This is a genomic window from Wolbachia endosymbiont (group A) of Lasioglossum fulvicorne, from assembly GCF_964028605.1.
Classification (GTDB): Bacteria; Pseudomonadota; Alphaproteobacteria; order Rickettsiales; family Anaplasmataceae; genus Wolbachia.
On record NZ_OZ034798.1, the window covers coordinates 302,984 to 328,884 of the forward strand.

25 protein-coding genes, 1 tRNA gene and 6 pseudogenes are annotated in these 25,901 nt (G+C 35.0%); 17 read left to right on the top strand and 15 right to left on the bottom strand.

All coding sequences use genetic code 11. The features are described 5' to 3' along the window. Positions 1–2: 2 nt before the first annotated feature. Positions 3–1,121 (bottom strand): RIP metalloprotease RseP, encoded by a 1,119-nt coding sequence (gene rseP, locus ABWU71_RS01665; protein ID WP_353284636.1) that lies wholly within the window; start codon positions 1,119–1,121, stop codon positions 3–5. A 99-nt stretch (positions 1,122–1,220) separates the two neighbouring features. Between rseP and ABWU71_RS01670 the strand changes: the two genes are divergently transcribed. Further along, positions 1,221–1,499, top strand: a complete 279-nt coding sequence (locus ABWU71_RS01670) for a succinate dehydrogenase assembly factor 2 (protein ID WP_353284637.1) — start codon at positions 1,221–1,223, stop codon at positions 1,497–1,499. Here ABWU71_RS01670 and ABWU71_RS01675 read toward each other — a convergent pair. From ABWU71_RS01675 to ABWU71_RS01685, 3 genes are all read right to left on the bottom strand, one after another. Beyond that, on the bottom strand, positions 1,474–1,800 hold the full coding sequence (locus ABWU71_RS01675) for a cell division protein ZapA (RefSeq protein WP_010082086.1): 327 nt from the start codon (positions 1,798–1,800) through the stop codon (positions 1,474–1,476). The genes ABWU71_RS01670 and ABWU71_RS01675 overlap by 26 nt on opposite strands. A gap of 72 nt (positions 1,801–1,872) precedes the next feature. Then, entirely contained in the window at positions 1,873–2,151 is a 279-nt protein-coding gene (locus ABWU71_RS01680) for an HU family DNA-binding protein (RefSeq protein WP_353284638.1), read from the bottom strand. A 29-nt stretch (positions 2,152–2,180) separates the two neighbouring features. Then, on the bottom strand, positions 2,181–3,833 hold the full coding sequence (locus ABWU71_RS01685; protein ID WP_353284639.1) for a 30S ribosomal protein S1: 1,653 nt from the start codon (positions 3,831–3,833) through the stop codon (positions 2,181–2,183). 139 nt (positions 3,834–3,972) lie between these two features. On the opposite strand from ABWU71_RS01685, the gene trmB reads away from it, so the two are divergent. The 4 genes and pseudogenes from trmB to ABWU71_RS01705 all read left to right on the top strand — a co-directional run. After that, positions 3,973–4,638 (top strand): tRNA (guanosine(46)-N7)-methyltransferase TrmB, encoded by a 666-nt coding sequence (trmB, locus tag ABWU71_RS01690; protein ID WP_353284640.1) that lies wholly within the window; start codon positions 3,973–3,975, stop codon positions 4,636–4,638. Positions 4,639–4,921: 283 nt separating this feature from the next. Beyond that, a protein-coding gene (locus ABWU71_RS01695; protein WP_353284076.1) for an IS630 family transposase occupies positions 4,922–5,781 on the top strand; the annotation gives its coding sequence in 2 pieces (ribosomal slippage) (positions 4,922–5,246 and positions 5,246–5,781; 861 coding nt in all). A gap of 103 nt (positions 5,782–5,884) precedes the next feature. Next, positions 5,885–6,190: pseudogene (locus tag ABWU71_RS01700) on the top strand (IS630 transposase-related protein); the annotation flags it as partial. Between the two features lie 60 nt (positions 6,191–6,250). Continuing rightward, positions 6,251–6,704 (top strand): annotated as a pseudogene (locus ABWU71_RS01705) (IS5 family transposase); the annotation flags it as partial. 27 nt (positions 6,705–6,731) lie between these two features. Here ABWU71_RS01705 and ABWU71_RS01710 read toward each other — a convergent pair. Beyond that, positions 6,732–7,591 (bottom strand): IS630 family transposase gene (locus tag ABWU71_RS01710; protein WP_353284076.1). Its coding sequence is split into 2 segments (ribosomal slippage): positions 6,732–7,267 and positions 7,267–7,591, totalling 861 coding nucleotides; the frame shifts between segments, so codons are not numbered across the junction. Positions 7,592–7,640: 49 nt separating this feature from the next. On the opposite strand from ABWU71_RS01710, the gene ABWU71_RS01715 reads away from it, so the two are divergent. The 7 genes and pseudogenes from ABWU71_RS01715 to ABWU71_RS01745 form a co-directional block, all read left to right on the top strand. Further along, entirely contained in the window at positions 7,641–7,775 is a 135-nt protein-coding gene (locus tag ABWU71_RS01715) for a hypothetical protein (protein WP_353284641.1), read from the top strand. Between the two features lie 31 nt (positions 7,776–7,806). After that, positions 7,807–8,599 (top strand): IS5 family transposase gene (locus ABWU71_RS01720; protein ID WP_353284642.1). Its coding sequence is split into 2 segments (ribosomal slippage): positions 7,807–8,070 and positions 8,072–8,599, totalling 792 coding nucleotides; the frame shifts between segments, so codons are not numbered across the junction. Positions 8,600–8,704: 105 nt separating this feature from the next. Beyond that, positions 8,705–8,941, top strand: a pseudogene (locus ABWU71_RS01725) (hypothetical protein); the annotation flags it as partial. A gap of 101 nt (positions 8,942–9,042) precedes the next feature. Next, positions 9,043–9,417 (top strand): hypothetical protein, encoded by a 375-nt coding sequence (locus tag ABWU71_RS01730; RefSeq protein WP_353284866.1) that lies wholly within the window; start codon positions 9,043–9,045, stop codon positions 9,415–9,417. 44 nt (positions 9,418–9,461) lie between these two features. Then, entirely contained in the window at positions 9,462–11,816 is a 2,355-nt protein-coding gene (locus ABWU71_RS01735) for a type VI secretion protein (protein WP_353284643.1), read from the top strand. Then, the gene (locus ABWU71_RS01740; RefSeq protein ID WP_353284644.1) at positions 11,776–14,598 is read left to right on the top strand and encodes a hypothetical protein; all 2,823 of its coding nucleotides are present in this window, start codon (positions 11,776–11,778) and stop codon (positions 14,596–14,598) included. The genes ABWU71_RS01735 and ABWU71_RS01740 overlap by 41 nt, the downstream gene beginning before the upstream one ends. A gap of 136 nt (positions 14,599–14,734) precedes the next feature. Beyond that, positions 14,735–15,174: pseudogene (locus ABWU71_RS01745) on the top strand (IS630 transposase-related protein); the annotation flags it as partial. A 29-nt stretch (positions 15,175–15,203) separates the two neighbouring features. Here ABWU71_RS01745 and ABWU71_RS01750 read toward each other — a convergent pair. Further along, a protein-coding gene (locus tag ABWU71_RS01750; RefSeq protein ID WP_353284260.1) for an IS630 family transposase occupies positions 15,204–16,063 on the bottom strand; the annotation gives its coding sequence in 2 pieces (ribosomal slippage) (positions 15,204–15,739 and positions 15,739–16,063; 861 coding nt in all). A gap of 63 nt (positions 16,064–16,126) precedes the next feature. On the opposite strand from ABWU71_RS01750, the pseudogene ABWU71_RS01755 reads away from it, so the two are divergent. Next, a pseudogene (locus ABWU71_RS01755) lies at positions 16,127–16,546 on the top strand (IS630 family transposase); the annotation flags it as partial. Positions 16,547–16,575: 29 nt separating this feature from the next. Here ABWU71_RS01755 and ABWU71_RS01760 read toward each other — a convergent pair. The 6 genes and pseudogenes from ABWU71_RS01760 to ABWU71_RS01785 form a co-directional block, all read right to left on the bottom strand. Next, a pseudogene (locus tag ABWU71_RS01760) lies at positions 16,576–16,728 on the bottom strand (TenA family transcriptional regulator); the annotation flags it as partial. Between the two features lie 75 nt (positions 16,729–16,803). Further along, on the bottom strand, positions 16,804–17,976 hold the full coding sequence (gene metK / locus ABWU71_RS01765; RefSeq protein WP_353284645.1) for a methionine adenosyltransferase: 1,173 nt from the start codon (positions 17,974–17,976) through the stop codon (positions 16,804–16,806). 69 nt (positions 17,977–18,045) lie between these two features. Continuing rightward, positions 18,046–18,119: transfer RNA gene (locus ABWU71_RS01770), tRNA-Ile, on the bottom strand. Positions 18,120–18,128: 9 nt separating this feature from the next. Continuing rightward, positions 18,129–18,398, bottom strand: a complete 270-nt coding sequence (gene rpmA, locus ABWU71_RS01775) for a 50S ribosomal protein L27 (protein ID WP_038249057.1) — start codon at positions 18,396–18,398, stop codon at positions 18,129–18,131. A gap of 10 nt (positions 18,399–18,408) precedes the next feature. Continuing rightward, positions 18,409–18,711, bottom strand: coding sequence for a 50S ribosomal protein L21 (gene rplU / locus ABWU71_RS01780; protein ID WP_006279565.1), 303 nt, complete (start codon positions 18,709–18,711; stop codon positions 18,409–18,411). 219 nt (positions 18,712–18,930) lie between these two features. After that, a protein-coding gene (locus tag ABWU71_RS01785; RefSeq protein ID WP_353284288.1) for an IS630 family transposase occupies positions 18,931–19,790 on the bottom strand; the annotation gives its coding sequence in 2 pieces (ribosomal slippage) (positions 18,931–19,466 and positions 19,466–19,790; 861 coding nt in all). A gap of 138 nt (positions 19,791–19,928) precedes the next feature. Here ABWU71_RS01785 and ABWU71_RS01790 point away from each other — a divergent pair. Together ABWU71_RS01790 and ABWU71_RS01795 are read left to right on the top strand one after the other, a co-directional pair. Next, positions 19,929–20,721, top strand: a protein-coding gene (locus ABWU71_RS01790) for an IS5 family transposase (RefSeq protein ID WP_353284152.1) whose coding sequence is annotated in 2 segments (ribosomal slippage) — positions 19,929–20,192 and positions 20,194–20,721 — 792 coding nt in all. Because the reading frame shifts where the segments join, the coding sequence is not laid out codon by codon here. Between the two features lie 73 nt (positions 20,722–20,794). After that, a protein-coding gene (locus tag ABWU71_RS01795; RefSeq protein ID WP_353284463.1) for an IS5 family transposase occupies positions 20,795–21,587 on the top strand; the annotation gives its coding sequence in 2 pieces (ribosomal slippage) (positions 20,795–21,058 and positions 21,060–21,587; 792 coding nt in all). 163 nt (positions 21,588–21,750) lie between these two features. Here the strand turns inward: ABWU71_RS01795 and tmk are convergent. Further along, positions 21,751–22,353, bottom strand: coding sequence for a dTMP kinase (gene tmk / locus ABWU71_RS01800; RefSeq protein WP_353284867.1), 603 nt, complete (start codon positions 22,351–22,353; stop codon positions 21,751–21,753). 108 nt (positions 22,354–22,461) lie between these two features. Between tmk and ABWU71_RS01805 the strand changes: the two genes are divergently transcribed. Continuing rightward, complete coding sequence (locus ABWU71_RS01805; RefSeq protein WP_353284646.1) at positions 22,462–23,034, top strand: thioredoxin family protein; 573 nt, start codon at positions 22,462–22,464, stop codon at positions 23,032–23,034. Between the two features lie 5 nt (positions 23,035–23,039). Next, positions 23,040–24,758, top strand: coding sequence for a monovalent cation:proton antiporter-2 (CPA2) family protein (locus ABWU71_RS01810; RefSeq protein WP_353284647.1), 1,719 nt, complete (start codon positions 23,040–23,042; stop codon positions 24,756–24,758). Positions 24,759–24,788: 30 nt separating this feature from the next. On the opposite strand, the gene ABWU71_RS01815 is transcribed toward ABWU71_RS01810, so the two are convergent. Beyond that, the gene (locus ABWU71_RS01815; RefSeq protein WP_353284648.1) at positions 24,789–25,406 is read right to left on the bottom strand and encodes an SURF1 family protein; all 618 of its coding nucleotides are present in this window, start codon (positions 25,404–25,406) and stop codon (positions 24,789–24,791) included. A 1-nt stretch (position 25,407) separates the two neighbouring features. After that, a complete protein-coding gene (bfr, locus tag ABWU71_RS01820; RefSeq protein WP_077188433.1) occupies positions 25,408–25,884 on the bottom strand; it encodes a bacterioferritin in 477 nt (158 codons plus the stop codon). Positions 25,885–25,901 lie beyond the last annotated feature (17 nt).

Genomic DNA, 25,901 nt, shown 5'->3' on the forward strand with positions numbered 1-25,901 from the left:
TCTTAAAAAAGATTCCTAATATCATTTGACATTCCAATTGCCATAAGCAAAAACAATACTGTAGCACCAAAAATAGCTGCATATTTTTGACATTTCAAACTTAAATCTCTACGTATAACTGCTTCTATAATATAACAAAATAAATGCCCACCATCCAGTAGCGGAATTGGTAGCAAGTTAATTGCAGCTAAATTAGCTGAAATAATTGCCATGAAATACACAACCATAATGAACCCCTTTTTAGCTGATTGCCCTGAATATTTTGCAATTTTTATTGGTCCACCTATTTCACTTGCACTTCTCTTACCAACGATAATTTGAAAGATAGCTTTGACTGTTAAGCACATAGTGTGGTAAGTTTCACTTACTGATAAGCTCACAGCCCCAAGAAAAGACGACTGCTTTAATGTATTGACTGAAATAATCCCTATAGTTTCTCTTTCTATTACGTTACCAAAAACATCTTTATCCTCAATTGTTAATGGAGTTAAGCTAGTCCTATGCTTCTCATTATTTCTGCTATACTCAATCTCCATTCTCGTCTTGGGGTTCGACATTATCACGCGTGAAATATCTTCAAAGTACTTTATTTCATTTTCATTAATTTGCGTAATAGTGTCACCTGGCAACAAACCAGCTTGCTTGGCTGCACTGCCTTCGATTACATTTCCAATCACCGGTGGAGTGCGATAATAGCCTGCCATGCTAAAAAATATTGTAAAAGCTATAACAGCGAGTACCATGTTTGCAAATGGTCCTGCAAAAACTACTGCTGCTTTTTTATGTCGCGGTTTTGTATGAAATGAATATAATCTTTCTTCTTCAGTTAATTCTTTTTGATCGCCTGGAACGCTTGCTGCATTAGTATCCCCTAGCATTTTAACGTAGCCACCCAGTGGAACAGCGCTTAATTTCCATCTAGTTCCAGACTTATCGTTAAAACCAAAAATTTCAGGACCAAAACCTATAGAAAAAGATTCAACTTTAACTTTGCATGCTTTGGCAACAACATAATGCCCATATTCATGCACGAATACTATGACAGAAATGATTAAAGAAAATGATAAAAAATAATATATTCCATCGCTAAATTGATGGATAAGATTAGAAATTAATTCCACCTGTATATTTAGATCTTAACAAAATGTTAAGTATATTAAAACGCGCCTCGCTTGACAAGTATTTAGTTTAACTTTTGAATTAAAAAAAGTTTAATTGTAATGACAGATACCTCACTACTCAGAAGAAAATTAATATATAGAAGCTGGCATAGGGGTTGCAAAGAAACCGATATACTTTTAGGGCATTTCGCATTGAAATATCTTGATAAATTTTCCTTAAGCGAACTAATCGAATACGAAAAAATAGTTGATCTTGATGATTACGAATTATATTGTTACATAACTCGTAAGACAAACCTCCCTCCTGGCTTGAATAGTCAGATAGCCAATTTAATTGCTTGCTTTATTGAAGCTAATCCTTTATGCACTCAAGATTAGTGATAATCTTATTTACCTTATCTAGTACCTCAGTATATTCTATTCTTTTCTCGTTTCTATACTTTTCGCGCTCTTGATTTACTTCATCTAATCGCTTTGTTAATTCTAAAATTTTATCCTCAAGAATTAGTGCTGCAAGTAAGAAATTTAATGCATCCGAACCCTTACCTCCAGTTTTTTGAGATACAGAACTAACTAACTTGTCAAAACTATTAGCAAGGCGCAATAAATGGTTCCCCTTCCCACTTTCGCAAGATATTTTATATGTGTTATTACGTATAACTATTTCTACTACTTGCATATGGTGCTAAAAATTTCTATCGTACAGTATAAACTTAAACTCCTACTTTCATCTTATTTATGGTATAAATTTTTATTCATTTATCAAATCAGATAATTTTTTACTGCTACGAAAATATGTTTTAAAGTATTGATTCTTTGTAAACTTCTGTAACATTAAATGGTTTGTTTCTTTCAAGTTATAACTTCTAACTGAAAAAGAACCAAACCCCCTAATTTCAACTCTATTATGATGTTTCAATGTGCTTGAAAGTATCCAAAAAAATCCATCAACTATAGCTGCTATAACAATCTTATCCAAAAAAGGATGTCTTTTTGCTACCCTCGCTATTATATCAGACTTTGTTGCCATTTATATGAAGCCAAAATAAGTAAACCTTATCACTTAGCAGATAATGCTATGTTATATTCTTCAACACCCAATACTTCAACTTCTATTTTTTCTGATATAGAGAACTTTTTATTCTCCGGTAAATGCTCTTGATCTATTAGAAGGGTTACATCGTTCTCAACTTCAATGACTAGTCCATTATCTTCTCTCTTACCTACAATAACCTGTATTTTATCACCTACCTTAACTTTCTTTATCAGTTCTTCAAGAGGATCATACTCTATTTGTTTTATTCCAAGATAAATTCTTGCCCGATTCACGTTAGCCCTTATTACTTTTGCTTCTATTTTATCACCTACATTATACTTCTTTATCTCATCTGAACCATTTTTAGACCAACTTAAATCTTTCACATATATTGTCCCTTCTACGTTCTCATCTATTTCAGAATCACCGAAAGCAACAGATACATATGAGCCGGTATTATTCTTCACTTCACCAAAAACAATAGAACCAGGAGGATATTTATTGATAAATACTTGCCAAGGGTTGTCTACACACCTTTTCATGCTTAAACTCATCCTACTCTTAGCAATGTCAATACTGAGAATTTTTACATATACTTCTTGTCCCCTTGTTACGAGACTACTAACTGGTAAATTACTCTTAACCCAAGTTATTTCCGAAGAGTGCACTAAACCTTCAATTCCAGGTCTAAGCTCAACAAACAATCCATAATCTTCTATGCTTGTTACATAACCCTTATGCACACTATCAACTGGATATTTTGACTCTGCATCTTGCCAAGGGCTATCTTCTAGCTGCTTCACGCCCAAGGAAATTTTAGCATTTTCCTTATCTATTTTTATAATTTTAACTTTTATAGTCTGACCACAAGTAAAAACTGCAGATGGATGACTTACTCTACTCCAAGAGATATCTGTAATATGTAGCAATCCATCTATAACTCCCACTGTATCTGATTCATGAATACCGACAAATACACCGTAATGAGTGATGCTTTTTATTTTTCCTTCTATTACATCGCCTTCATTTAAAGATCCTAAAAATTTAATTTTTTCACCAGCGTGCAATTTTTCTAACACCAGCTTTCTTGATACTACAATATTACCTTGCTTCTTATCCATTTTAAGTACGATGAACTTTTGTTCAGTTTCAATAAGGTGCTTCGCATCTTTTACTTGCTTCAAATCCACATGACTCAGCGGTAAAAAAGCGCTTATTCCGTCACCAAGATCAACAATAAAGCCACATTTAATTGAGCGTTTAATAACTCCGCTTACTTCAGCCCTTGTGACTGTATCTTCTTCCAACTTATTCCATTTTTCGTCCCTAATTGCTTTTTCACGACTAAGAACAACATTACCATGATAATCTTCAATTCTTTCCACATAAACTCTAATTTTCGAGCCAATAATGACCTCATCATTACAACCGAGTTCCTTGATCAGAATTCTCCCGTCAGATTTTAAACCAATATCAACCACAACGTCGTTAGGGTTTATTCTTGTAATTACACCTTCTACCACATCTCCTTCTTTAATTTTGTTAACAAAAGAATCTTCAAACAAGGCATTATCTTGATCCTCAAATTGGCCTTGACATATCTCTTCTATAAACTTGTTTGATGATAGCTTTCTGATAGTAACCGGTAGATTTACGACCGGATTATTATTATTCATACCTTTAACTTAAACTTTATTAGAACTCATGTATTATATAATATTAACAATTATTGACAAGTAATTTTTCGTTAACTCATTTCGAGAATTGTTTAAGCTATATAAAATATAGTGAGAAAATTATATATGTATCAAGAATATGCTATTTAAGAATAGCAAGTGGATTAGATCGTTCTCCAGAAGGTCCAGGCTAAAACCTGATGTTGATGAAATATTGGAAAAATATTCTATTCAAAACAGCAAGGAATCTATAGAGAAGATTGTAAATTCACAAAAAAGAATATGGGTAGAAATAGGCTTTGGCAACGGTGAAAATATGCTTCACCAAGTGCTCAATGGACCTGATCTATTATTTATAGGATGTGAACCCTACTTAAAGGGGGTTTCTCGCTTGCTAACAAACATAGAAATACAGAACATAAAAAATATTTTAATATGGACAGAAGATGCAAGAGAATTGATTGCAAATTTTCCTGACAACAGTGTTGAAAGATTCTTTATTCTCTTTCCAGATCCATGGCCAAAAAGAAGTCACAATAAAAGACGATTAATTAATACGGAATTTTTAAATTTATTAGCAAAAAAAATACTTATAACAGGGGAAATATTCATTGCAACCGATCATCAAGACTATGCAGAGTGGATAGCATCGCATATAAAGCAGTGTAACTCTTTAATCTATAGGGAAGACGATTTCACAAGTTATACTCTTACAAAATACCACAGAAGAGCGCTCAAAGATCAGCGTAAAGTGAGGTTCTTTAAAGTAAGTGTTATTAATAATTTGCAGACTATGGATCAATAGAGTTTTTGCATATCTCTTTTACGTTAACTATAGATTAAAAATAATAAAAAAAGAGGGAGAAATAGAGTAAATTCCTTTAACTACTTCTCCTTATGAAGGAATAGACTTCTTGCATAACCCAAACTAAGTAGAAAAAAGGTATCATCCAAGTAGATACCGTCTCACCAGTCAACAAAAAAATTATAAAAATTGCTCAAGTTACATCATAAAATCAAAAAATATAGCTCTTTTCATAGAAGTCCGGATGTGATAAGATAAGGATAGACGATGATAAGGAGGTTGAGTGCCAGCAGCATATAGTTATGACTTAAGGAAAAAAGCAATGGAAGCGCTAGAGGAGGGAGGAAGCAGAGAAACAGTGGCAGCAAGATTTAAAATTGGACGAACTACTTTATGGGAGTGGCAGCAAAGAAGAAAAGAAACAGGAGACTTTCAATCAAAAAAACTTGGAAATGGAGGTTACAATCACAAAATTACCGACTGGGATGCCTTTGCTAAATTTGCCAGAGAAAACGGAGGAAAGACTCTGTCGGAAATGGCTAAACTTTGGGGCAACGTTAGTATCCAAACGATCCACCGAGCTCTCAGAAAAATTGGATTTACGCGCAAAAAAAGACATATGGATACAAGGAAAGAAACGAAGAAAAACGTGCTGAATTCTTAAAAATTATAGCAACAAAAGAACCAGAAAACTTAGTTTATATAGATGAGTCTGGCATTGATAACACAGAGGACTATCCATATGGGTATTGCCAGAAAGGACAGCGGTTTTATGGCCTAAAATCTGGGAAGAAAACTCAACGAATCAGTATGGTTGCAGCCTTAAGTAGAAGAAAGATAGTTGCTCCATTAACCTTTGAAGGCCACTGTAATATGGATGTTTTTAATGGATGGTTTGAGCAATTTTTGACACCGATCTTGGAACCTGGACAGACTGTCATTCTTGACAATGCTACTTTTCATAAGTCTGGTAAGATTATCGAGCTTGCTAGAGGAGTTGGTGCAGAAATTTTGTATCTGCCGCCGTATTCTCCAGATTTCAACAAAATTGAGCATCATTGGTTTGCTATAAAAAACAGAGCCAGGAAAAACATTCCTCTATTCGAATCCTTTCGTCGTGCTGTTGATTCTGCCTTCTTATGACCTGTTCGGACTATTATGAGAAATGCTATACTTTCAATTTATAGCTCTTTTCATAGAAGTCCGGATGTGATAAGATAAGGATAGACGATGATAAGGAGTTTGAGTGCCAGCAGCATATAGTTATGACTTAAGGAAAAAAGCAATGGAAGCGCTAGAGGAGGGAGGAAGCAGAGAAACAGTGGCAGCAAGATTTAAAATTGGACGAACTACTTTATGGGAGTGGCAGCAAAGAAGAAAAGAAACAGGAGACTTTCAATCAAAAAAACTTGGAAATGGAGGTTACAATCACAAAATTACCGACTGGGATGCCTTTGCTAAATTTGCCAGAGAAAACGGAGGAAAGACTCTGTCGGAAATGGCTAAACTTTGGGGCAACGTTAGTATCCAAACGATCCACCGAGCTCTCAGAACCTGTACATGATCTCAAGAAAAGAATAAACTAAGAGATAATATATATAAGTTAGGATATATGAGGAGTTTATACCCAAGTGATATAAGTCGGGAAAGATTTGAGATTATGTTACCAGATCTAGAGTCCTGTAGAAAAAAAACAAAACCAAGGAAACTTGATTTGTATGATGTATTTTGTGGAGTGTTATACGTTCTGAAAAGCGGTTGTCAGTGGAGAATGCTACCAAAAGAGTTTCCAAAATGGCGCAATTGTTACGACTATTTTAAGAAGTGGAGTGAAAAACCAGATGCAGATAAAGAAAGTGTTCTGGAGCTGGTGTTAAAAAAAAATAGTTGGCGTGGTCCGACAAAACAATGGTCGGAAAGAAAAAACCAGCTTCTGCATAATTGATGCACAGAGTGTAAAAAATGCAGATACTGCTGAAGAAAAAGGCTATGATGCAGGCAAAAAGATTTCAGGAATAAAACGCCATATTGCAGTAGATACGCAAGGTTTGCCCCATGCAATTTATAGCATTTCTTATAATAGTCCGAACAGGTCATAGGAAGGCAGAATCAACAGCACGACGAAAGGATTCGAATAGAGGAATGTTTTTCCTAGCTCTGTTTTTTATAGCAAACCAATGATGCTCAATTTTGTTGAAATCTGGAGAATACGGCGGCAGATATAAAATTTCTGCACCAACTCCTCTAGCAAGCTCGATAATCTTACCAGACTTATGAAAAGTAGCATTGTCAAGAATGACAGTCTGTCCAGGTTCCAAGATCGGTGTCAAAAATTGCTCAAACCATCCATTAAAAACATCCATATTACAGTGGCCTTCAAAGGTTAATGGAGCAACTATCTTTCTTCTACTTAAGGCTGCAACCATACTGATTCGTTGAGTTTTCTTTCCAGATTTTAGGCCATAAAACCGCTGTCCTTTCTGGCAATACCCATATGGATAGTCCTCTGTGTTATCAATGCCAGACTCATCTATATAAACTAAGTTTTCTGGTTCTTTTGTTGCTATAATTTTTAAGAATTCAGCACGTTTTTCTTCGTTTCTTTCCTTGTATCCATATGTCTTTTTTTGCGCGTAAATCCAATTTTTCTGAGAGCTCGGTGGATCGTTTGGATACTAACGTTGCCCCAAAGTTTAGCCATTTCCGACAGAGTCTTTCCTCCGTTTTCTCTGGCAAATTTAGCAAAGGCATCCCAGTCGGTAATTTTGTGATTGTAACCTCCATTTCCAAGTTTTTTTGATTGAAAGTCTCCTGTTTCTTTTCTTCTTTGCTGCCACTCCCATAAAGTAGTTCGTCCAATTTTAAATCTTGCTGCCACTGTTTCTCTGCTTCCTCCCTCCTCTAGCGCTTCCATTGCTTTTTTCCTTAAGTCATAACTATATGCTGCTGGCACTCAACCTCCTTATCATCGTCTATCCTTATCTTATCACATCCGGACTTCTATGAAAAGAGCTATAACTGAAGCCAGAGGAGAAGAATCAAAGATCCAAGTGTCAGCTACTCAGATGACAGATGATGACCACACAAAGGATCCAGTGAAATCTAAGAACCTGTACATGATCTCAAGAAAGGAATAAACTAAGAGATAATATATATAAGTTAGGATATATGAGGAGTTTATACCCAAGTGATATAAGTCGGGAAAGATTTGAGATTATGTTACCAGATCTAGAGTCCTGTAGAAAAAAAACAAAACCAAGGAAACTTGATTTGTATGATGTATTTTGTGGAGTGTTATACGTTCTGAAAAGCGTTTGTCAGTGGAGAATGCTACCAAAAGAGTTTCCAAAATGGCGCAATTGTTACGACTATTTTAAGAAGTGGAGTGAAAAACCAGATGCAGATAAAGAAAGTGTTCTGGAGCTGGTGTTAAAAAAAAATAGTTGGCGTGGTCCGACAAAACAATGGTCGGAAAGAAAAAACCAGCTTCTGCATAATTGATGCACAGAGTGTAAAAAATGCAGATACTGCTGAAGAAAAAGGCTATGATGCAGGCAAAAATATTTCAGGAATAAAACGCCATATTGCAGTAGATACGCAAGGTTTGCCCCATGCAATTTATATAACAACAGCAGAGATAACTGACCGTAGCAGTGCTGTGAGAATGGTCGAAAATGCAAAAGAAAACCTCTCGGGAGTTAAAAATGTACTGGTTGATGCAGGCTATACTGGAGAGAATTTTGCAACTCAAATAAAAACGATTATTGGTGCAACCGTTGAAGTGATAAAAAGAAATGAATTACATTCCTTTGTTGTATTGCCCAAAAGATGGGTTGTGGAGCGATCTTTTGCTTGGTTAGAAAAATGTAGAAGATTGTGGAAAAATTGTGAGCGAAAACTCAATACTAGCCTACAAATGGTCGTTCTGGCTTTCACTGCCTTACTTCTGAAAAGATTATGAACAGGCTCTAAAGAAAAAAAAGACAAAAAAAATGCCATTACAACCGTGCAGAAACTTCCTGTGAATGAGAAAAAGGGTGAAGATATTCCACTTAAACAACCCAATAACAGAAATCTTCACGTTGCACTTGTAGCAGGTTGTGCTCTCTCTACAATAGGGTGCATTGTTGCAGGAGCAATGACATCAGGATTGATAGGAGCAGGACTACTTGCTATGGCTGCAGTGTTTGCTATAGCAGCAGTAGCTGAATTGCATTCAAACTTCCTATCAAGTAAATTAACATCCATTAATGTGAGTCGTCATGTTGATGATAAAGAGTTTACAGCATGTTCACGTCTATAAAAATTAAATATGTGTTACTTATAGTGGATAAGTGAATTCAGTTCTTGCCTATTGATATAAAAGTTGTTATATTTAAAGAATGTTTAAAAGGTGTTTAGTTGATGCGCATTCAATTGAATAAAGTTTTGGTTTTTATAGCCTTATTAAGTTTCATTTTTGCATCATATTCTAGCGAAGCAAGTTCGGTGAGTGATGAGTTAAAGGGTGTACAAGAAACGGTAAAAAATTTTATTTCTTCATTTTCAGTTAAAGATACTGTAGAAAATATGAGTCCTTCAACAATCATAGGGTTGTGTATAGCTGCAGTAATACTTGCAGTAGTGTTCAGAGGTCTAATCTTTTTTATGATAATGTTTGGTGTACTGGTCCTGATGTTCGGTAGCACAGAAAAGGCAACAGACTACTTAAAAGAAAAATTTAACTTTACAAAAGATATAAAATTACAATCCGATAGCGAAAAAAAAGATAAAAATTAAGATAGTATTTTTATCTTTTTTAATTATCTTTATTGAATACGTATATGCAGCTAAAAGTACCAGCAATTAATCATAAGCTTGAAAAAAAGAACAACTTAGCATTACTAGAAAGCATTGATTTAGATTTTATTCCTTATGCTTGTCACTACGATGAAGAAACTATACTAACAAAACAGGGAGAATTGTTAAAAATAATCAAGTTAGAAGATTATTCTTCTGTTGATAACTACAGCGACCTTAGAACTGAAATTAGAAAAAGCATATCAAAAAATATTAATAGCCTATATTTTACCGTTTGGATTCATACCGTTAGAAAGCGTAATAAGTTGAGCTTAAAATGGAATAAAACTGAAGACTTCTCTGATAAGCTACATTCAGCGCGGTTTGATAAACTTACTGATAGTAAATTACGGTATATAAATGAATTATATATTGTAATATTATTTAGCGATTTTGGCAAGCATACTAATAATTCATTTTTTTTTAATAGAATAAAGAATAAGCATAAGCTGTCTTTACAAGAAAGCCACCAAGAGTTGCAAAAGATAACTGACTTAATTCAAAATGATTTAGGACCTTTTGGAGCTAAAAAACTGGGTCTAAGGTTTAGTGAAGGTAAAATATATTCTGAAATGATAGAATTTCTCCACTATATTGTTACATTAACGCACAAAGATTATCCAATACATGAAGGGGACCTGTCGCAATATATTAGAAATTTTAAAATAGCTTTTGGTTTCAATACGTTTCAAACAATCTTTGAGAATCAACAGAAATTTGGCTCTATTTTCAGCATAAAGGAATACCGAGAAATCCCCTTAGGCAATATAGATAGGTGCTTGCAGCTTGAATCTGAATTTATCATTACAGAAATAATGATATTTACTAGTAATAGTAAGGCAGTAAAAGAATTTAATAAACAAATTAACATGCTGCAAATTAGTGAGGATAATACCTTACTTAAAAATTCAGGAATTGAAGAAATAATAGAGCTTGAAAAGACCTCTAGTATAGACTTCTGCCAACAGAAAATTATTTTTACAATATTTGCAGACGATAGGAATAAGTTAGCCGAAAATATTAGTGATTTATCTTCCATAATGTCATTGATTGGCTTCATGATGTTTAGAACTGATTTACATATGGAAAGTCATTTTTGGGCACAACTTCCGGGCAATTTTACTTTCATTACACAACCGAAAAATATGTTAGCAAAATATGCTTGCAGTTTTGCTATGCTGCATGATTTTACGTCAGGTACATTAAAAGGAGGAAGGTGGAAAGAAGCGGTAACAGTTTTTTTCTCAAAAGAAGGAAATCCTTACTTCTTTAATTTTCATGGGAAAAAAAACAATGGTCACACTACGATACTTGGAGCTCCAAATTCAGGCAGAACTTCACTCATTAATTTCCTATTATCAGAATCAAGAAAGTTTAACCCAAGAATTGTCATATTGGATAACACTGGAAAGTCGATAATTTTTACTAAAGCAGTGAGTGGTAAATATTATATAATTGATCCGAAATATAAGGACAAAAGCCTAAAATTTAATCCACTAAACATTGAAGATAGTGCTTCCAATCGCAATATGTTGGTTGAGCTGATCAAAAGAATGGTAGCCGATACGAGCTTGGTAGACGTAGAAGAAAAGATAAGAAAAATTGTAGATTCTATATTTGCTATACCCAAGGAATCACGTTCTATTTCACAAATTTCTGAGGTGCTTTTGCTCCTCGGTGGTAAAATAAGTAGATGGTGTGACGGTGGTGAGTTTGCTTACTTATTTCAAGATGGTGATGAATCAGATATTGACTGGGAAACAAAAATTATATCTCTCAACACTGCAAACCTCATAAAACGAAAAGAATGTATGTCCGTGATACTTTACTATTTTTTATATTCTTTTGAGGCAAAATGTGATGGCTCACCTGCAATACTTGTTTTGGATGAAGCATGGGAGATAAGTAATATTTTTCCTACAGAGAAAGAGTTTGATAACTGGATGCAAAGAATGACGGAACTAAATGTTGTGGTAATCCTAAGTACTGAAAATTTAAATCTCGCATTTGCTAGCAAATTTACTCAATATTTGGATAAACATGTTGATACAAGAATCTTGATGCCGAACGTCAATGCAAATAGATTATACATGAAAGCATTTTCTTTATCTAAAGAGGAGCTGAGTATAATTCTGCAAACACCAACGCAGGAAGGTTTATTTTTGATAAAGCAGTATAAAGGGTTAGTAACTTTAAATTTAGATTTAAAGAATATGCAAGAAATACATGTACTTTCAGCTAACAAAGAGACTATAAAGTATATGTATGCGGCAATAAAGGAAAAAGGAGAAGAAGTTAATGAGTGGTTACCGGTGTTTTATGAGAAGTGTAAAGCTTAATTTCTTATTGATATTTGGTCTTTCATATCAAGGGTCTGCTGATTGCCCATGGAATGCGAAAAGTAATACTGAAGTTTCTTCAACATTTGGATGGACAGGATGGCGTAAAGAGATCCAAGTTATAGCTATAAAAGATCAAGGCATTGATGGTTATTTCAATCCGAAAATTAAGGTATGCAGTAAGGGTGGAGAGAATTATCCGGAGTATTGCTATGAATTATATAGTGGAACTTCATGTAAAATAATATATGGCAATGGCACAACTCAAGCTTCCGGTGCTGGTGTTTCTGCAATGACTTTCATTGATTGGGAAGGAAATAAGACATCCATTGGTGCAAAAATGGGAGAAGGTCTTAAATGGAAATGGGCAGATGGTCTAACTGATGAAGAAAAAGAGAAATTTGCTAATTCTCCTAAGATATGTGCTTGTATGCAAAAAGGTGCTTGTATGAGTGGTGCTTCTGCATGGGGTGCTAAAGCATTTTCAGGATATAATATTTTCCGCCCAGGCAATATGGAAAACGTTTGTGATACTTGCTATCAAACAGAAATAAAATGTGCTCCTGTTCCACTTGCACCTGGTCCTCCTCCATTTTGTGAGCAACTTGCAATGTCGCTTCCACAAGTTAGAATTGTTCCTATAACAGATAAAGATAATGATTACTTCAACCCTAAAGTTAAGGTAATAGCTGGTGATCTAATAGAAGAAGACGGAAAGATTGGAAAAGAATTAGATTTCCCTAAAGGGTATGGAGAAAATAAAGCTGAGTGGCGCTCTATTTTAGACAAAGATGGCATCACGTACTACTTCAAAACTTATAGAGAAAAAGATAATCTCTGTGCTGAATACCTTGGAACTCAAAGTATAGATGAAAAAAATCCACAGTTCATCCGCTGCTTTCCAGCACCACCTGCTCCAGAGCCTGAAGTAGTAGAAATAGTACAAAGTAACACGTCTGGAAAGCAGAGTGACACGTTAAAGATAAGAATGAAGATGAGTGAGAGCGCTTGTACTTATGAAGCACGTGGAACCTACAGTGATGGTTTATGTACTTTTAATGTTAATACCGACCACAAACATCCTGTAAATATTGGTCCTCTATTTTTAAAAGTGGTAAAACCAGCAATAGTAGCAAAAACGACTGATAGTAATAACAAAAAAAGTTATATTGATAATATTATAGAAGGTATATTAGAAAGTAATCCGCAACAATTTAAAGTTCTGAAAGAATATGGCTATGTTCCTGATGTGCAAGTTAAATGTTCTAAAGGCGGAAGTTTTTATAGTTTTAATGATTTTGAGAAAAAGTTAAAAGACAAATCTATTCAATGTGAATTTAATAACTCTGGGCAGCCGGAAATAGAAGTAAAGTATAAAGGAAATTCTAACAGTAAAATGCTTTGTCTTTCTGGATGGCAGCCAGAACCAGAGGAGTTTGTTCTTGAAAGAGAAAATAAAATAATACCACTAAAATTAATGGGAACAAGATATACTAAATACAATTCTGTTTATTCAAAGGAATCAAATCAGTTCTATTATCTTCCAAGCAAGGAAATAGGTGACCTTTTGAAAAGACCTCAAAATCAGTTGGATAAAATAATATTTAATAAGCAAGGGTATGTTTTCTTCCCTGACAACAATAAACAGGAAAAGGGGAAATGCAGTTACTGTGTAAAAAGAAATGATGAGATAGACGATACATTTAAATCTAGTAAAGGACTGAAAGTAGTGTACAAATTGACGGATGTAGAGCATAGAGAAAAATGTAATCAAGGTGATGATGGTTGTATCTGCTTTACTGGAACATGCAGCCGTTCAACACGATATGTAGACAAAGAAAACACTCAACCTTTTTATACAAAGATTTCACAAAATACAAATGGCGTTGTCACGCAACCAGAAGCACCAATAAAAGCAAACAGAACGGAGGTCTTTTACGCTGATAAATTGTGTGGGTTTGACTTACAGAGTGTGAAAGAGAAAGTGCTAGACACAATAAAAAGGAGGGTGGAAAGTCAAAACTTGCCACAACCTTACGAATTTTCAGGTGATAATAATTACACAAGTGATTTATCAAAATACGGTTATATTGAAATAGAAGCATGGGGAGGCGGTGAAGCAGGTCATATAAAAGATGAAGCTCTTTCTACAGAAAATAGACCAGGAATGCCAGGAGATTATATTAAAATTAAACTAAAAATTGATCCTGAGTATCCCATAATTAGAGCTAAAGCCACAGAGGGAGGTGGTGGGCTCATAAGTCATATATCCAATAAGGATGGTGGGCCAACTTGGATAAAAATATGTAATTCGCGCAGGCAAAATTGCAAGCCATTAATTACTGTTACAGGTGGAGGGGTACATAAGAGGTATGGTGGTCAGGAGTACAAGAAAACGGAGATTCATGGCAACTTAGGTAATTTAAAAGTATTAGGAAATCCAACAGTAGTAGAAGGTAAAAAATTTACAGGAGATAATCAAATAGCATATATAGAAAATGGCGAAATTAAGCCTGAAGCAGTGCAATGTAGCAGTGCAAGCAGCAATAAACATGGTGCAGGTGGTTGTATTAACACAAATAGCAAAATCTACGGTAGAGGTTCTCCTGGTTATGTAATGATTAGGTCTATAAAGATCAACTATGAAGAAGTAAAAGAAATAATTGATACTCTTGTAAAAAACCCAGATAGTAATAGCGTTAGCGATTTAATTACAGAACTTTATCCAGATATAATGAAGGAAATAAAGGAAGAAATTAGAAAAGAATTATTAGGGCTATAGCCAAAAGTTGTAGCTTAAAGTGCCTGAAAATTATGTTCTTGTTTTAATAATTAATTAAAGTAAAGTGTGTAGTATAGCTCTTTTCATAGAAGTCCGGATGTGATAAGATAAGGATAGACGATGATAAGGAGGTTGAGTGCCAGCAGCATATAGTTATGACTTAAGGAAAAAAGCAATGGAAGCGCTAGAGGAGGGAGGAAGCAGAGAAACAGTGGCAGCAAGATTTAAAATTGGACGAACTACTTTATGGGAGTGGCAGCAGAGAAGAAAAGAAACAGGAGACTTTCAATCAAAAAAACTTGGAAATGGAGGTTACAATCACAAAATTACCGACTGGGATGCCTTTGCTAAATTTGCCATAGAAAACGGAGGAAAGACTCTGTCGGAAATGGCTAAACTTTGGGGCAACGTTAGTATCCAAACGATCCACCGAGCTCTCAGAAAAATTGGATTTACGCGCAAAAAAAGACATATGGATACAAGGAAAGAAACGAAGAAAAACGTGCTGAATTCTTAAAAATTATAGCAACAAAAGAACCAGAAAACTTAGTTTATATAGATGAGTCTGGCATTGATATAGCATTTCTCATAATAGTCCGAACAGGTCATAGGAAGGCAGAATCAACAGCACGACGAAAGGATTCGAATAGAGGAATGTTTTTCCTAGCTCTGTTTTTTATAGCAAACCAATGATGCTCAATTTTGTTGAAATCTGGAGAATACGGCGGCAGATACAAAATTTCTGCACCAACTCCTCTAGCAAGATCGATAATCTTACCAGACTTATGAAAAGTAGCATTGTCAAGAATGACAGTCTGTCCAGGTTCCAAGATCGGTGTCAAAAATTGCTCAAACCATCCATTAAAAACATCCATATTACAGTGGCCTTCAAAGGTTAATGGAGCAACTATCTTTCTTCTACTTAAGGCTGCAACCATACTGATTCGTTGAGTTTTCTTTCCAGATTTTAGGCCATAAAACCGCTGTCCTTTCTGGCAATACCCATATGGATAGTCCTCTGTGTTATCAATGCCAGACTCATCTATATAAACTAAGTTTTCTGGTTCTTTTGTTGCTATAATTTTTAAGAATTCAGCACGTTTTTCTTCGTTTCTTTCCTTGTATCCATATGTCTTTTTTTGCGCGTAAATCCAATTTTTCTGAGAGCTCGGTGGATCGTTTGGATACTAACGTTGCCCCAAAGTTTAGCCATTTCCGACAGAGTCTTTCCTCCGTTTTCTCTGGCAAATTTAGCAAAGGCATCCCAGTCGGTGATTTTGTGATTGTAACCTCCATTTCCAAGTTTTTTTGATTGAAAGTCTCCTGTTTCTTTTCTTCTTTGCTGCCACTCCCATAAAGTAGTTCGTCCAATTTTAAATCTTGCTGCCACTGTTTCTCTGCTTCCTCCCTCCTCTAGCGCTTCCATTGCTTTTTTCCTTAAGTCATAACTATATGCTGCTGGCACTCAACCTCCTTATCATCGTCTATCCTTATCTTATCACATCCGGACTTCTATGAAAAGAGCTATAACACAGAGGACTATCCATATGGGTATTGCCAGAAAGGACAGCGGTTTTATGGCCTAAAATCTGGAAAGAAAACTCAACGAATCAGTATGGTTGCAGCCTTAAGTAGAAGAAAGATAGTTGCTCCATTAACCTTTGAAGGCCACTGTAATATGGATGTTCTTAATGGATGGTTTGAGCAATTTTTGACACCGATCTTGGAACCTGGACAGACTGTCATTCTTGACAATGCTACTTTTCATAAGTCTGGTAAGATTATCGAGCTTGCTAGAGGAGTTGGTGCAGAAATTTTGTATCTGCCGCCGTATTCTCCAGATTTCAACAAAATTGAGCATCATTGGTTTGCTATAAAAAACAGAGCTAGGAAAAACATTCCTCTATTCGAATCCTTTCGTCGTGCTGTTGATTCTGCCTTCCTATGACCTGTTCGGACTATTATGAGAAATGCTATATTTATCAATTCAACATTAAAAGGGTGTTCTTTTATTTTATCAATAAGATCAGACGATTCTTTTATAGCTATGCTACAGAATTCTTCTTTTATGTCATTATACGTTACATGAACCTCACAATAAAAACTGAATACAATAGTTATCACTAACATAGTATAATTATTATGAAAAAAATTATACTTCAACAATAAGCTAGTATATAAATATGAGGCTGTAAATCAAAAATTTTAGCAATCTAAAGAAATTTTACTATTACCTTCTATATTGAATTCTCTACAAAGATCAGCAGACAAGTTCATGCTTTCCCAAGAAAATCCACCGTCATTTTCTGACTCTTTACCAAAATGTCCATAACAGGCTGTACGTTTATATATAGGATGATTAAGCGATAAATGCTTGATTATGCCTTTTGTTGATAAATCTATACTATTCTCAATAAACTCTTTAATTACTCTTTCCTCCACCGTATTCGTACCAAATGTATCAATATAGAATGAAGTAGGTTTTGATATACCAATTGCATAAGAAAGCTGCACAAGACAACGTTCAGCTAAACCTGCAAAGACAATATTTTTAGCAAGGTATCTTGCCATATAAGCTGCAGATCTATCAACTTTGGTTGCATCTTTTCCGGAAAATGCCCCTCCACCGTGTGGAATATAACCTCCATAAGTATCAACCATAATTTTTCGTCCGGTTAATCCACAGTCACCAACTGGTCCACCAATAACAAATCTACCAGTTGGATTGACTAAGAGACTTTCCTCAGGACACATCCATCCTTCAGGTAAAGATGAAACTATATAAGGGTAAATTATTTCTTTTACTTCTGATTGATCCAAATCCTCAGGATGCTGTATTGAGACAATAATACTTTCAGCACGTATCGGGAGGTTATTCTCATATGCCAAAGTGATTTGTGACTTTGCATCTGGACCAAGTTTTGCTTCTTTAACTGTGCTCATGATATTTTTCAGAATCGAGTGTGCATAAAAAATGGGTGCCGGCATAAGGTTTTCTGTCTCTATTGTTGCATAGCCATACATTATGCCCTGATCTCCAGCACCTTGATCCACCCCTATTGCAATGTCATTTGATTGCTCATGTAGCAATATATTTACCTTCACTTTTCTCCAGTGGAAACCATCATGCTCATAACCAATATCTTTTATTGTATTCCGTACAATACTTTCAATCCTGCTATTTTTGATGTTAGGCCCTAATACTTCCCCAGCTATAATAACGTTATCTTTGGTGACTAAAGTCTCTATTGCAGCTCGCGCAAAAGGATCAGTGAAAAGGTATTCATCAAGTATTGCATCTGAAATTTGATCTGCTACTTTATCTGGATGACCAGCCGCAACTGATTCACTGGTTATTAAATTTTTATATAAACTCATGCTTTAGGTTTCTGCTTACACAATACCAAAAGCGCTATAAAAAACACAGCTAGCAATTACTAAATGGTGTGGGTCTGGGAAGAGTTGAACCTCCGACCTCACGCTTATCAGGCGTGCGCTCTAACCACCTGAGCTACAGACCCATGATTTATTCAAGCTGAAGCTTTCATATTATCTGTAGGCACGATATCAATAAAAGTCTTTTTATTCGCTGACCTTCTAAAACTGACCCAGCCTTCTACTTTGGCAAAAATCGTATGATCTTTACCTATACCAACATTCTTCCCAGGATGGAATTTTGTGCCTCTTTGGCGCACAATTATGTTACCAGGAATAACCTTCCCATTCTTCTTTATTCCTAACCTACGACCCGCTGAATCTCTACCATTACAGGAACTACCACCTGATTTTTTAGTTGCCATATCTTACCTCTTACTTTTGAAGACTAATTTCATTTATACGAAGAACAGTTATATACTGCCTATGACCAGTTTTCCTACGGTAATTTTTTCTTCTTTTCTTCTTAAAGATTATAATTTTTTCCCCCCTGCACTGCTCCAACACTTCAGCTTTAACAGTAGCATTAGATGAATAAGACAAGCCATTATTTGAAATACAAATCACCTTATTGATTTCCACCTCTTTTTTTTCTTCAGCTTCTAACTTCTCTACCTTTATTATACTACCTTCTTTTACTAAATATTGCTTTCCACCAGTCTCAATTACTGCAAACATGATAAATATAAATTATTGTTATTAACTTTAATCGTAAACGATGTCATATACGCTGTCAATATAAATAAAAAGCATGACTTAACGTTCTTTTTGAGCTATCTAAACACTTCTATCTTTCTTCACCCTTTATCTACTTTTTCTCAGACAGTAGACTTCTTGCATAACCTAAGCAGAAAAAAGGCAAATAGTTATAGCATTTCTCATAATAGTCCGAACAGGTCATAGGAAGGCAGAATCAACAGCACGACGAAAGGATTCGAATAGAGGAATGTTTTTCCTAGCTCTGTTTTTTATAGCAAACCAATGATGCTCAATTTTGTTGAAATCTGGAGAATACGGCGGCAGATACAAAATTTCTGCACCAACTCCTCTAGCAAGCTCGATAATCTTACCAGACTTATGAAAAGTAGCATTGTCAAGAATGACAGTCTGTCCAGGTTCCAAGATCGGTGTCAAAAATTGCTCAAACCATCCATTAAGAACATCCATATTACAGTGGCCTTCAAAGGTTAATGGAGCAACTATCTTTCTTCTACTTAAGGCTGCAACCATACTGATTCGTTGAGTTTTCTTTCCAGATTTTAGGCCATAAAACCGCTGTCCTTTCTGGCAATACCCATATGGATAGTCCTCTGTGTTATCAATGCCAGACTCATCTATATAAACTAAGTTTTCTGGTTCTTTTGTTGCTATAATTTTTAAGAATTCAGCACGTTTTTCTTCGTTTCTTTCCTTGTATCCATATGTCTTTTTTTGCGCGTAAATCCAATTTTTCTGAGAGCTCGGTGGATCGTTTGGATACTAACGTTGCCCCAAAGTTTAGCCATTTCCGACAGAGTCTTTCCTCCGTTTTCTCTGGCAAATTTAGCAAAGGCATCCCAGTCGGTAATTTTGTGATTGTAACCTCCATTTCCAAGTTTTTTTGATTGAAAGTCTCCTGTTTCTTTTCTTCTCTGCTGCCACTCCCATAAAGTAGTTCGTCCAATTTTAAATCTTGCTGCCACTGTTTCTCTGCTTCCTCCCTCCTCTAGCGCTTCCATTGCTTTTTTCCTTAAGTCATAACTATATGCTGCTGGCACTCAACCTCCTTATCATCGTCTATCCTTATCTTATCACATCCGGACTTCTATGAAAAGAGCTATATTATAGCTCTAAGAACCTGTACATGATCTCAAGAAAGGAATAAACTAAGAGATAATATATATAAGTTAGGATATATGAGGAGTTTATACCCAAGTGATATAAGTCGGGAAAGATTTGAGATTATGTTACCAGATCTAGAGTCCTGTAGAAAAAAAACAAAACCAAGGAAACTTGATTTGTATGATGTATTTTGTGGAGTGTTATACGTTCTGAAAAGCGGTTGTCAGTGGAGAATGCTACCAAAAGAGTTTCCAAAATGGCGCAATTGTTACGACTATTTTAAGAAGTGGAGTGAAAAACCAGATGCAGATAAAGAAAGTGTTCTGGAGCTGGTGTTAAAAAAAAATAGTTGGCGTGGTCCGACAAAACAATGGTCGGAAAGAAAAAACCAGCTTCTGCATAATTGATGCACAGAGTGTAAAAAATGCAGATACTGCTGAAGAAAAAGGCTATGATGCAGGCAAAAATATTTCAGGAATAAAACGCCATATTGCAGTAGATACGCAAGGTTTGCCCCATGCAATTTATATAACAACAGCAGAGATAACTGACCGTAGCAGTGCTGTGAGAATGGTCGAAAATGCAAAAGAAAACCTCTCGGGAGTTAAAAATGTACTGGTTGATGCAGGCTATACTGGAGAGAATTTTGCAACTCAAATAAAAACGATTATTGGTGCAACCGTTGAAGTGATAAAAAGAAATGAATTACATTCCTTTGTTGTATTGCCCAAAAGATGGGTTGTGGAGCGATCTTTTGCTTGGTTAGAAAAATGTAGAAGATTGTGGAAAAATTGTGAGCGAAAACTCAATACTAGCCTACAAATGGTCGTTCTGGCTTTCACTGCCTTACTTCTGAAAAGATTATGAACAGGCTCTAAGAACCTGTACATGATCTCAAGAAAGGAATAAACTAAGAGATAATATATATAAGTTAGGATATATGAGGAGTTTATACCCAAGTGATATAAGTCGGGAAAGATTTGAGATTATGTTACCAGATCTAGAGTCCTGTAGAAAAAAAACAAAACCAAGGAAACTTGATTTGTATGATGTATTTTGTGGAGTGTTATACGTTCTGAAAAGCGGTTGTCAGTGGAGAATGCTACCAAAAGAGTTTCCAAAATGGTGCAATTGTTACGACTATTTTAAGAAGTGGAGTGAAAAACCAGATGCAGATAAAGAAAGTGTTCTGGAGCTGGTGTTAAAAAAAAATAGTTGGCGTGGTCCGACAAAACAATGGTCGGAAAGAAAAAACCAGCTTCTGCATAATTGATGCACAGAGTGTAAAAAATGCAGATACTGCTGAAGAAAAAGGCTATGATGCAGGCAAAAAGATTTCAGGAATAAAACGCCATATTGCAGTAGATACGCAAGGTTTGCCCCATGCAATTTATATAACAACAGCAGAGATAACTGACCGTAGCAGTGCTGTGAGAATGGTCGAAAATGCAAAAGAAAACCTCTCGGGAGTTAAAAATGTACTGGTTGATGCAGGCTATACTGGAGAGAATTTTGCAACTCAAATAAAAACGATTATTGGTGCAACCGTTGAAGTGATAAAAAGAAATGAATTACATTCCTTTGTTGTATTGCCCAAAAGATGGGTTGTGGAGCGATCTTTTGCTTGGTTAGAAAAATGTAGAAGATTGTGGAAAAATTGTGAGCGAAAACTCAATACTAGCCTACAAATGGTCGTTCTGGCTTTCACTGCCTTACTTCTGAAAAGATTATGAACAGGCTCTAAGATAATAAGTGAAGAAGATCCAAACGAAATACAGGATTTTTTAGCTACTCAAACAAAAAGTTATTCATGTGAAATAACGTTATCTAAAATTAATAATTTTCTATCACAAGTTAAAGGGTCGGTTTAAATTAGTAGAGGTTAAATAAATATAGTTAAATCTTTGCAATAGTGATTTTATCAATAATTTTAGTGTGTACTTGATTATCATTTTTTGTTTCAATTTCAGTGATAACATGGCACCTAACGGGCTCTTTTATGGCTATTTCCTGAAATCCTTTTCTGACCTTATTGTAAAAATTAACATTCATTTCTTCATATTTATTCTTGTCTTTTGCTCTATTTAACCCAACTTTAACATCAATATCTAGAATGAATGTAATATCTGGATATTTAATTTCCACTAGCTTATGTAAGTCCCTTATTAGCCCTAAATCAACACTAAGCCCATATCCTTGGTATGCAATAGTTGAATCAATAAACCGATCACAAATCACTATTTTTCCTTCTGCAAGAGCTGGTAATATTAATTTTTTCATATGTTCGCGCCTCATCGAGATAAGTAGCAAGAGTTCAGAAATAGGATCAATATTATTCGTTAACAACACTCCTCTTATCTTTTCTGCAAAGTTAGTGCCACCTGGTTCTCGAGTCAATACCACATTATTTTCGCCGTGAATTTGCTTAAAATGATTTGCAAGTAGCTTAGATTGTGTTGTTTTACCAGAGCCGTCTATTCCTTCGAAAGTTATGAACATAAGTTTTATAATTATAATACTAAAAAAGAATATGCAAACAGTATACATAGAAACCGTTTGACATTTAAATAATAAGACCGTAAATTACATATGGTATAATAATAGTCTATGGTTGCTCTGAACACTCCTAAAGTCGATTTTAGTTTTACTGCAAAAGATTTTAATCTTTTGGGAGTAGACAATAAATACCATACATTAAGTGACTGTTGTGGAAAAAATGGTCTTATTGTAATGTTTATATGCAATCACTGTCCTTACGTTCAGTCAATTATTAGCAATCTGGTAAGCGATGTTGATCAATTGAAAAAAGATTATCAGGTAAACACCATTGCAATAATGCCAAATGATGTAAATGAATATCCAGAAGATTCCTTTGAAAATATGATTAATTTTGCCAAGGAAAATAAGTTTACATTTCCATATTTAATTGATAGTACACAGAGAATAGCTAAAGAATACGGGGCTGTTTGTACTCCTGACTTTTTCGGCTTTAATTCCAATTTAAACCTTTGCTATCGTGGACGTTTTAACGACACAAAAAAAGAAAAGGTTCAAAGCTATGAAGTAGAAAGTAGTGACTTATTTCAAGCTATGAAATTTATTGCGGAAACTGGTAATTCTCCAATTGACCAAAAATCAAGTATTGGCTGCTCAATTAAATGGTCTAATTCTACAGGTTAAATATCATGCACAGTGGCTCTCAGCATTTGTTTGATATTATAATTTTACTTTCTGCTGCTGTGTTTATAGTCATAGCGTTTTGGAAAATGAATATTAGTCCAGTGCTCGGTTACTTCGTTGCAGGTGCAGTTATTGGTTCTCATGGATTTAATCTGATACACTCAGCTGAAGCAATGGATAATCTTGCAGAATTTGGTGTAGTTTTTCTATTATTCATTATAGGCCTTGAATTGACATTTGAACGCCTGATCGCTATGCGTATTCATGTATTTGGGTTCGGTTCTCTTCAAGTTATAGTTACCATGGTAGCAATATGGTGCATCGCTCTTGCTTTCGGAGTGAATACGAATATAGCAACAGTTATTGGTGGTGGGCTTGCGCTATCCTCAACAGCAATAGTGTTGCAGGTTCTGCAAGAAAAAGGTTCTCAAGCAAGTCAGGTTGGTAGATTGTCGATAGCAGTGCTATTAATGCAAGATTTTGCAGTGGTACCATTAATAGTATTGGTACCTTTACTTACTGGCAATTCTGAGCACAGCCTGATAAGCTCATTGGCAGGTTCATTGGTGCAAGCAGCTATTGCATTAGTGCTGATATTTATAACTGGTAGATTATTGCTTAGACCTTTATTTTCGGTTATTGCTAAAATGGAAAGTAATGAGGTCTTTATATCAACAACGCTTTTAATAGTATTAGGAGCAGCGTTTATTACTGAGCAATTTCATTTATCGTTGGCATTAGGTGCATTTGTTGCTGGATTGTTAGTTGCAGAAACAGAATATAGACACTCAGTGGAACATGCGGTATTACCATTTAAAGATTTGTTTCTTGGCTTATTTTTCATGACTGTTGGTATGTCCATCAATACCGAACTTTTACTCAATAAGTTACCACTAATTACTTTATTATCGGTTATCCTTATCGTTTTAAAAACATCTATCATATATATATTGTGTAGATTTTTTGGGTTTAAGAGTGCACCTGCTATACAAGCTGGGTTACTGCTTTCACAAGGCGGTGAATTTGCGTTTATTTTATTTCGCTTAGCAAGTGAACTAAATGTACTGCCAAGTGAAATCGCCCAAGTACTTATGATGGTAACTACAGTAACCATGGCTTTCACTCCTCTTTTATCGGGGCTTGGAGATTGGATAGCAAACTCATTTAGCACTGAGAAAACAATATTAGATGATGAAGCTGTTGAAACAGATACACAAGATCTTTATAACCATGTAATAGTTGCTGGATTTGGTAGAGTGGGATATATGGTAACAAAAATGCTTACTGCAGAGCATTTAAGTTACGTTGTTGTAGATATTCAATCGAAAATAGTCAAAGAAGGAAAAAGTGATAGTTTTCCTATATATCTTGGAGATGTTACAAGATGTGAAATTTTAAAATCGGTAGGAATAGAAAGAGCTCAAGCTCTCGTTATTTCAATAAAGAATGAAGTTACTATAAAAAAAGTTGTTTCTTTAGTTGCTGCAAATTTTCCGCATGTAAATATTGTAATACGCTTACCAGATCTGAGTAATGTGGAGGTTTATAGAGATCTAGGAGCTAGTAAAATTATTCCTGAAACATCTGAGATGGGATTGCAGCTAGGTGGAGCTGCACTGAGCCTCAGTGGTATTAGCGAAAGTGGAGTTACGTCTTTAAAAAGTAGATTCAGAAAAGGCAATTACAGTATGTTAAAAGACCTTGGTAGTGATAAAGATGAATAACTACTTCTTTAATTTTATGTACAGAAAGCTTCAAGCTTTATTGAGGTTTTGCCTATAGTAAATTACGCACATAATCAACCAAGTTAAGGAAAGTGCAAACCAAGTGATTGCATACTCCAAATGCTTCATTGGCTGTATAGCTACTTTGCTGCCAAAATTGTTCGGCCACAATATACACTTCTCTAGCTTAATACCTAACTCATTGGAAATTTCCTCTGTACTCAGGGTAAACCATGTATTCGAAGCAGTATCGTTCTTGATAAACCAATTTTTGCTTTTATTGCTATCGCAATATAAAGTTCCATCTGCAACTACTTTTTCAATTTTTACTTTTTTCTCCTTTTTTTCTCTGACTATTCCTTTATTCACCAATATGTAACGTCCAGTGGTGAGCAACATAGGAGACAGCACGTGATAGCCGTGTTGCCCTGCAAAAACATATAGTTCTATGTCACTTAGAATCCCATCAATCTTGACATGCCCATAGTTAAATTTTTCAAGGTCGTTATTGGGCAATAGATGAACCACTGGAAGACTCATACTTTTAATAATATTATTCTTCCAGTTCAATCTGAACATTTGCCATAACCCTAATAAAAAAAGAAGTGAGCAAGGTATAATTAAAATAAATACTATCTTTTTTAACACTCTATATTTGTGTTCTTAAATAGTTTTCAACACCCATTAGTTCAATAAGATCAATCTGTTTTTCAATCCAATGGAAGTGCTCTTCTTCATTTTTTAACATCTCTTCTAATAACATTACACTAACAAAATCCTTTTCTTTCTCAGCGATAGAAATCGTTTCTTTGATATCCTTAATACCTTTTCCCTCTAATTTCAAATTAGCTTCTAAGATTTTCCGTATTGTGTCTTTTGTAAACTTTCCATCATACTTTGATATTTCGTTTGTATCCTGAAAATTTGGAACTCCTTTAAATAACAAAATTCTTTCTGCCAACTTGTTTGCATGTTCAAGTTCTTCGTTAAGCTCATTTTTTACTTTTTCTGCAAGTCTATTAATTCCATTGTTTTTGAGAATCGCAAAATGCAAAAGATACTGGCGTACAGAAGTCAGCTCATTGGTCAATAATTTGTTCAAATGTTTTACTATCTCTTCATTCATAATCTTCCCTTAGTTCA

Excerpts from the sequence above, each read along its gene's own strand:
- ABWU71_RS01670 (WP_353284637.1), top strand. The coding sequence starts at position 1,221 with ATGACAGATACCTCACTACTCAGAAGAAAATTAATATATAGAAGCTGG.
- ABWU71_RS01675 (WP_010082086.1), bottom strand. The coding sequence starts at position 1,800 with ATGCAAGTAGTAGAAATAGTTATACGTAATAACACATATAAAATATCT.
- ABWU71_RS01680 (WP_353284638.1), bottom strand. The coding sequence starts at position 2,151 with ATGGCAACAAAGTCTGATATAATAGCGAGGGTAGCAAAAAGACATCCT.
- ABWU71_RS01685 (WP_353284639.1), bottom strand. The coding sequence starts at position 3,833 with ATGAATAATAATAATCCGGTCGTAAATCTACCGGTTACTATCAGAAAG.
- trmB (WP_353284640.1), top strand. The coding sequence starts at position 3,973 with ATGCTATTTAAGAATAGCAAGTGGATTAGATCGTTCTCCAGAAGGTCC.
- ABWU71_RS01715 (WP_353284641.1), top strand. The coding sequence starts at position 7,641 with ATGAAAAGAGCTATAACTGAAGCCAGAGGAGAAGAATCAAAGATCCAA.
- ABWU71_RS01730 (WP_353284866.1), top strand. The coding sequence starts at position 9,043 with ATGCGCATTCAATTGAATAAAGTTTTGGTTTTTATAGCCTTATTAAGT.
- ABWU71_RS01735 (WP_353284643.1), top strand. The coding sequence starts at position 9,462 with ATGCAGCTAAAAGTACCAGCAATTAATCATAAGCTTGAAAAAAAGAAC.
- ABWU71_RS01740 (WP_353284644.1), top strand. The coding sequence starts at position 11,776 with ATGAGTGGTTACCGGTGTTTTATGAGAAGTGTAAAGCTTAATTTCTTA.
- metK (WP_353284645.1), bottom strand. The coding sequence starts at position 17,976 with ATGAGTTTATATAAAAATTTAATAACCAGTGAATCAGTTGCGGCTGGT.
- rpmA (WP_038249057.1), bottom strand. The coding sequence starts at position 18,398 with ATGGCAACTAAAAAATCAGGTGGTAGTTCCTGTAATGGTAGAGATTCA.
- rplU (WP_006279565.1), bottom strand. The coding sequence starts at position 18,711 with ATGTTTGCAGTAATTGAGACTGGTGGAAAGCAATATTTAGTAAAAGAA.
- tmk (WP_353284867.1), bottom strand. The coding sequence starts at position 22,353 with ATGTTCATAACTTTCGAAGGAATAGACGGCTCTGGTAAAACAACACAA.
- ABWU71_RS01805 (WP_353284646.1), top strand. The coding sequence starts at position 22,462 with ATGGTTGCTCTGAACACTCCTAAAGTCGATTTTAGTTTTACTGCAAAA.
- ABWU71_RS01810 (WP_353284647.1), top strand. The coding sequence starts at position 23,040 with ATGCACAGTGGCTCTCAGCATTTGTTTGATATTATAATTTTACTTTCT.
- bfr (WP_077188433.1), bottom strand. The coding sequence starts at position 25,884 with ATGAATGAAGAGATAGTAAAACATTTGAACAAATTATTGACCAATGAG.